This window comes from Verminephrobacter aporrectodeae subsp. tuberculatae At4 (assembly GCF_000193225.1).
GTDB classification, from domain to species: domain Bacteria; phylum Pseudomonadota; class Gammaproteobacteria; order Burkholderiales; family Burkholderiaceae_C; genus Acidovorax; species Acidovorax aporrectodeae.
Genome location: NZ_AFAL01000101.1, coordinates 1 through 6,110 on the forward strand (window position 1 = coordinate 1; position 6,110 = coordinate 6,110).

At 67.2% G+C, this 6,110-nt stretch carries 7 protein-coding genes and 1 pseudogene; 4 read left to right on the forward strand and 4 right to left on the reverse strand.

Annotated features, from left to right (window positions below; genetic code table 11):
- A partial coding sequence (locus VTU_RS0104150; RefSeq protein WP_010101095.1) for a VanZ family protein occupies positions 1-385 on the reverse strand: 385 nt, incomplete at its 3' end.
- 42 nt (positions 386-427) lie between these two features.
- Positions 428-856, reverse strand: coding sequence for a CopD family protein (locus VTU_RS0104155; protein ID WP_010101097.1), 429 nt, complete (start codon positions 854-856; stop codon positions 428-430).
- 122 nt (positions 857-978) lie between these two features.
- On the opposite strand from VTU_RS0104155, the gene folE reads away from it, so the two are divergent.
- The 3 genes from folE to VTU_RS0104170 are packed head-to-tail and all read left to right on the forward strand — an operon-like array spanning position 979 to position 3,110.
- Positions 979-1,680, forward strand: a complete 702-nt coding sequence (folE, locus tag VTU_RS0104160) for a GTP cyclohydrolase I (protein WP_201766096.1) — start codon at positions 979-981, stop codon at positions 1,678-1,680.
- A gap of 2 nt (positions 1,681-1,682) precedes the next feature.
- Positions 1,683-2,105: a BLUF domain-containing protein gene (locus VTU_RS0104165; RefSeq protein WP_010101101.1), complete on the forward strand. Its 423-nt coding sequence runs from the start codon at positions 1,683-1,685 to the stop codon at positions 2,103-2,105.
- Between the two features lie 36 nt (positions 2,106-2,141).
- The gene (locus VTU_RS0104170) at positions 2,142-3,110 is read left to right on the forward strand and encodes a phosphotransferase family protein (RefSeq protein ID WP_169315367.1); all 969 of its coding nucleotides are present in this window, start codon (positions 2,142-2,144) and stop codon (positions 3,108-3,110) included.
- A 54-nt stretch (positions 3,111-3,164) separates the two neighbouring features.
- Here VTU_RS0104170 and VTU_RS31155 read toward each other — a convergent pair.
- Together VTU_RS31155 and lysS are read right to left on the reverse strand one after the other, a co-directional pair.
- Positions 3,165-3,740: pseudogene (locus VTU_RS31155) on the reverse strand (mechanosensitive ion channel family protein); the annotation flags it as partial.
- A gap of 62 nt (positions 3,741-3,802) precedes the next feature.
- Positions 3,803-5,350, reverse strand: coding sequence for a lysine--tRNA ligase (gene lysS / locus VTU_RS0104180; RefSeq protein WP_010101105.1), 1,548 nt, complete (start codon positions 5,348-5,350; stop codon positions 3,803-3,805).
- 137 nt (positions 5,351-5,487) lie between these two features.
- Here lysS and VTU_RS0104185 point away from each other — a divergent pair.
- The coding region (locus VTU_RS0104185; RefSeq protein ID WP_010101106.1) for a lipid II flippase MurJ at positions 5,488-6,110 on the forward strand (623 nt) is incomplete at its 3' end.

Below are 6,110 nucleotides of genomic sequence, written 5' to 3' on the forward strand. Positions count from 1 at the left end.
GCAGCGCCGCGCTCAGGGCCCCCGCGAGCGTGCCGAAGGCATTCAGCGCCAGATCGAGGTTCGACGGGACGCGCTGCGGCAGGTAGATCTGCAGGAACTCCATGCTCAGCGACAGCAGCGCGCCCGCGAGCGCGGACCAGCGCACCGCCGCACGCCCCCGGCCCGAACGCAGCAGCGTCAGCACCAACAAAAAGCCCAGCGGGGCATAGCCCGCGACGTTGATCGCCAGGTCGAACCCCGTCCAGTACGCCGGGGGCAGCGGAGCCAGCAGGAACACCAGAGGGTCTATGCCCTGCGCACGCCAGCCCTCAAAGGGGTAGAGGCTGGCAAAAACGATGAGCGCTGCGTAGATCAGCGCCAGCGGCCAGGCGGAGGTCTTGTGCATGGGTCTTCCTGCGCACAGGTAGCGGACGGGCAGCGCGCAGTGTCAGAACGGTTTCACCACCGCGAGCAGCACCGCGGCGAGCAGCAGCAGCACGGGCACTTCGTTGAAGCAGCGCAACCACCGGGGGCTGCGGCGGCTGCTGCCGTCGGCCAGTTTGCGCAAGAGGACGCCGCAGGCGTGGTGGTAGCCGATCACGAGCAGCACCACGGCAAGCTTGGCGTGCATCCAGCCATTGCCCGGGCCACGGCCGATGCCGTAGCCCAGCCAAAGCCAGGCCCCCAGCGCCAGCGCGGGAACGGACAGCAGCGTGGTAAAGCGCAGGAGTTTGCGCGCCATCAGCAGCAGACGCGCGCGCTCGGCGACCGATCCCGGGGCGACCAGCGCCAGATTCACGAAGATGCGGGGCAGGTAGAAGAGGCCGGCAAACCAGCTGGCCACGAAGACGATGTGCAAGGCTTTGATCCAGAGCATGGCCGCAGTTTACGTGCCTTGCAGCCGGCGACCCTCCCGAAGAGCTGACGCCCTGCGGTCCGTGGGCGCCGTTCGCTGGTACGATGCCCGGGCCCCTGTCGAGTCAACCTTCCCCAGCCAATATGCTCCCTCCCCCGCCGGACCAAGGCACGCCTGTTTCCGTGAAGATCCGTGAGCGGCTCGTTGCGGCGCGCAAGCGCTTTCACGCCAACGACAATATTGCCGAGTTCATCGAGCCCGGTGAGTTGGAGCGTTTGCTCGACGAGGTTGAGCGCAAGATGGAGGGCGTGCTCGACAGCATGGTCATCAACACCCGGGACGACCACAACACGCACAACACCGCGCGCCGCATGGCCAGGATGTACCTCAACGAGGTGTTCAAGGGCCGCTACGTGGTGCAGCCGCGCATCACCGAGTTCCCGAACGCCGAGCACCTCAACGAGCTCATGATCGTGGGGCCGCTGGCCGTGCGCAGCACCTGCAGCCACCACTTCTGTCCCGTGATCGGCAAGATATGGATCGGCGTGATGCCCAACGAGCACACCAACGTGATCGGCCTGTCCAAGTACGCGCGGCTCGTGGACTGGATCATGGGCCGGCCCCAGATCCAGGAAGAAGCCGTGGTGCAGCTGGCCGACCTGATCATGGAGAAAACCCAGCCCGACGGCCTGGCCATCGTGATGGAGGCCAGCCACTTTTGCATGTCCTGGCGCGGTGTGCGCGACATGGACAGCAAGATGATCAACTCGGTGATGCGCGGCGTGTTCCTCAAGGACAGCGCGCTGCGCCGTGAATTCCTCTCGCTCATTCCTGGAAGGAACTGACCATGTTGGTCCGCCTGCTCTACGCCAGCCGCGCGGTCGATACCTCGCCCGCAGCCATCGAAGCCATCCTCACCCAGTCACGACAGCACAACCCGGGCTGCGGAATCACCGGGGTGCTCTGCTACGGCGGCGGGGTCTTTCTGCAAGCCATCGAGGGCGGTCGCTGTGCAGTGAGCGATCTGTACGGTCATATCCAGCGCGACCCGCGCCACAAGGACGTGGAACTGCTGCATTACGAAGAGATCACCGAGCGCCGCTTCGGCGGCTGGACCATGGGGCAGGTGAACCTCTCCAAGATCAACTATTCCATCTTGCTCAAATATTCCGAGAAGCCGGAGCTCGACCCCTATGCGATGTCGGGCAGGATGTCGTTTGCGCTGCTCGAAGAGCTCATGGCCACGGCGTCGATCATCGGCCGCGCCTGAACAGGCTTGGGCGCGGTCGGCAGTGCGCAGATGGAAATGTCCGAACCCTCTGCGATCGATCCGCGCATGGAGCGCGCCGCGCGTGCGCTGTGGCCCCGGCAGCCGCTGAGGCTCGAGAACGCCACGGGCGGTCTGTTCAACCGGGTGGTGCGGGTGGAGTCCTCGCTGGGTACCAAGTACCTGAAGCGCTTGACGGACACCGCGAGCTCGGACGGCTTTCCGCCGCTGCCCACCAGCGCGGCGCAGCGCTGCCTGGTCGCATCGCGTTGGCATGACCTCGCGCTGCGCGCCAGCGCGCGCGAATCGGCGGTGGGCGTGCCCGCATTGCTGGCCGTGCTGGCCGACGACGACCTGATCGCGATGGACCAGGCGCAGGGCGATCCGCTGTACGACATGCTGCGCGTCGGTAGCCGCGGGGCCGAAGGTCCGCTTCCTCGCGTCATGGCCTGGCTGGCGGTGCTTCATGCGTTGCCGCTGGAGCCTCGCGGCTTGCTGCTGGAAGCGAGTGCTCCGTTCAAGGCGTTCAAGGTCGATCTGCAATACACGCGCTTGCTCGCAGAAATGCCGGCGTCCCTGCATGCGTCTGCGCAGGGGTTCATCGGGGAGTACCTGCGAGCGGACGCGCAAGCGGTACACGGGGATCTGAACTCGCGCAATGTGCTGGTTGCCGCGAACGGGGTGTCGGTGATCGACTTTGAGCAGGGACATTTCGGAGAGGGGCTCTACGACGTGGCCTATCTGCTCAGCGAGTACGTCATCCGCGACCTGCGCGCCGGGACCGATCCCGAAGCGTCCATCCACAGCGCCTGGAATGCGTACTGCGGCGCCTGCGCGGCCCCGGCGGACTCCTCGGCGCAGCGACGACTCCGGGTGCATACCGCGTTCCAGACGCTCTACCGCCTCGCAGGACCCAGTCGCACGGTGTGGACCGGCCATCTCGATGATGCAGCGGGGCAGGCCGTGCGCCGCTGGAGTTTGGGCGCGCTCGCGCAAGGGCTGCAATGAACGCGCGCAGCCGTATTGGCCGCTGGCTCCCAGGCTAGCCGCCAGCATTCGCCGCGGCGGCCGCGGGGGCGGAGGAATTCCCCGGAAGCGGCGCACCACACGCTGGAAGATCAGCGAGTTCGGGATTTGCAGCCAGGCGCCGCTGTGCGGAGGCGCGTGCTCTTCCAGTATGGTGTAGAGCAGATTGATGTCCACCACGCGCCCGATGGCGCCGACCTTTTCGGCGGTGTCCAGCACCTCGATGTAGTCGCCCACGCGGTACGGCCGCATGGTGAAGATCAGTAGCGCGCAAAACAGGTTCGACAGCACGCTCCACGCGGCAAAGAACGCCACCGCGCCCACGGTGGCAAAGCCGGTGAGCGCCGTCCACAGCGCCGTGGCCGACACGCCCATGCGCTCGAGCACGAGCACCATCGCGCCGGCAACGATGATCCAGCGGATCAGGCCATTGATCGGGGACAGCAGTTCGCCGGGCAACTGCCAGCGCGTGCCCGCGCGGCGGACCAGGCGGCGCAACAGGTATTGCAGCAGCCAGGCGATGAACAGGATCAGCAGGATCTGCGCACCGGGGACGATGACTTCGAGCCAGTCCTGCACCCAATCGGGCAGGTGGGTTTGCCAGAGTTGCATGCGGGAAGTGACCATGAAGGGGGGATGGCTCGCGGTCTGGGGCGGTCGGGACCGGAGGGCTCTCAGGACTCCCTGCGCAGCGCGGGGAACAGGATCACGTCGCGGATCGCGGGGCTGTCGGTGAGCAGCATCATGAGGCGGTCGATGCCCACGCCGCAACCCCCCGTGGGGGGCATTCCGTATTCCAGCGCGCGCACGAAGTCATGGTCAAAAAACATGGCCTCGTCGTCGCCGCCGTCCTTCGCGGCGACCTGGGCGTGAAAGCGTGCGGCCTGGTCTTCGGCGTCGTTGAGTTCGCTGAAGCCGTTGCTCAATTCGCGGCCGGTGATGTAGAGCTCGAACCGCTCCGTGACCTCGGGGCGCGCGTCGTTGGCGCGCGCCAGCGGCGAGATCTCGGTGGGGTGCTCGACGATGAAGGTCGGCTGCCACAGCTTGTCTTCCACCGTCTCCTGGAAGTACAGCACCTGCAGGCTGGCGAGGCTGCGCGCAGACAGCCGGTCTTTTTCCTGCGTCAGGCCGAGCTTCTTGAGCGCGCTGACGAGCCAGGCGGCGTCGTCCACGTGCGCGCCGGCCTCGGTGTACTGGAAGATGGCCTCGCGGATGCTCAGGCGTGCGAACGGCTGCGCCAGATCCACGGCGCGGCCCTGGTAGTTCAGTTGCAGCGCGCCCGTGGCCTGGAGCGCCATTTCCCGGACCAGCGTTTCGGTGAAGTCCATCACGTCCAGGTAGTTCCAGTACGCCGCGTAGAACTCGAGCATGGTGAACTCGGGGTTGTGGCGCACCGAGATGCCTTCGTTGCGAAAGCTGCGGTTGATCTCGAACACGCGCTCGAAGCCGCCCACGATCAGGCGCTTGAGGTACAGCTCGGGCGCAATGCGCAGGTACATCTGCTGTTCGAGCGCGTTGTGCTGCGTCACGAAGGGCCTGGCGTTGGCCCCGCCGGGGATCGGGTGCAGCATCGGCGTCTCGACTTCCAGAAAGCCGTGGCGCACCATGAATTCGCGCAGGCCGCTCACGGTCTTGCTGCGCGCGGTGAAACGCGTGCGCGCCTGCTCGTCGGTGATCAGGTCCACATAGCGCTGGCGGTATTTCTGCTCCTGGTTCGCCAGGCCATGGAATTTGTCGGGCAGGGGGCGCAGGCTCTTGGTCAGCAGACGCAGCTGGGTCGTCTTGACGGACAGCTCGCCCGTGCGGGTCTTCATCAGCGTGCCCTGCGCGCCCACGATGTCGCCCAGATCCCAGTGCTTGAAGGCGGCGTACAAATCATCGCCCACGGCGTCGCGCGTGACGTACAGCTGGATGCGCCCGCCGGCTTCGCCCAGCGAGCCATCTTGCAGGGTGACGAAGCTGGCCTTGCCCATGACGCGCTTGAGCATCACGCGGCCCGCGACGCTGACGTCCACGGGTTCGGCCTGCAGGGCCTCGGCCGTGGCCGCGCCATGCGCCAGGTGCAGTTGCGCGGCCTGGTGCGCGGGTTTGAAATGGTTCGGAAAGGCCACGCCGCCGCCGCCGGCCTGCACGGCGCGCAGGGCGCGGAGCTTCTCACGGCGCTCGGCGATGAGCTGGTTTTCGTCCTGGAGGGCGGCGGGGGTGTTGGCGTTGTCTGGCATGGAGGGCCGCCGGCAGATAGTGGGCGATGGGCGTTGGGATGCGTTGTTTCGGGCCGAAGCCTGCGATTCTAGTTTTTTGCGGCCGCCGCATGCGCGCGCGGAGTTCGTCCTTCACCGAGCCTCGATAATCTTGCCGCATGTTTCTCCAAGCCGGCCTGCTCTCGTTGACGCTGCTGCTCGCCAGCCGGGTGCTCGGCGTGTTGCGCGAGACGGCGCTGGCCGCCGCATTCGGCAGCTCTGCAATGGCCGACGTGCTCATCGTCATGCTGACCCTGCCGGATTGGTTGTCCGGCGTGCTGGCGAGCGGGGCCTTGGCCTATGTGCTCCTGCCGCGCTGGGCGCAAGAGACCGCGGGGCAGCAGCAGGCAACGCAGAACCGGGTCGCCTGGCGCCTGCTGTGGGGGGCGCTCGTGCTCGCCGCGCTGATGTGCGCTGCGCGGATTCCGCTCGGCGCGCTGCTGCTGCCGGGGGTGGCGCCTGCGCTACAGGGTGCGGTCAGCGCGGCGCTGGTCTGGAGCGCCCTGGCGCTGCCCGCAGCCATGCTCGCGGGCCTCTGGGCCGCACGCTTGCAGCATGAGCGCGATTTCGTCGGCCTCTACGGCGCGAACCTCGTCGTCAACGGCGTGCTCATCGGCGCGCTGGTTTTCCTCGCCGGGCGCGCGGCGGACCAGGCCGCCGGGCAGACGCTGGGCGCCGCCCTGGTGGCCGCGGTGCTCCTGAGGCTGCTTTGGCAGGGCTGGCGCCTGCGCGCGCGCGCCGG

Excerpts from the sequence above, each read along its gene's own strand:
- VTU_RS0104155 (WP_010101097.1), bottom strand. The coding sequence starts at position 856 with ATGCTCTGGATCAAAGCCTTGCACATCGTCTTCGTGGCCAGCTGGTTT.
- VTU_RS0104170 (WP_169315367.1), top strand. The coding sequence starts at position 2,142 with ATGTCCGAACCCTCTGCGATCGATCCGCGCATGGAGCGCGCCGCGCGT.
- folE (WP_201766096.1), top strand. The coding sequence starts at position 979 with ATGCTCCCTCCCCCGCCGGACCAAGGCACGCCTGTTTCCGTGAAGATC.
- VTU_RS0104165 (WP_010101101.1), top strand. The coding sequence starts at position 1,683 with ATGTTGGTCCGCCTGCTCTACGCCAGCCGCGCGGTCGATACCTCGCCC.
- lysS (WP_010101105.1), bottom strand. The coding sequence starts at position 5,350 with ATGCCAGACAACGCCAACACCCCCGCCGCCCTCCAGGACGAAAACCAG.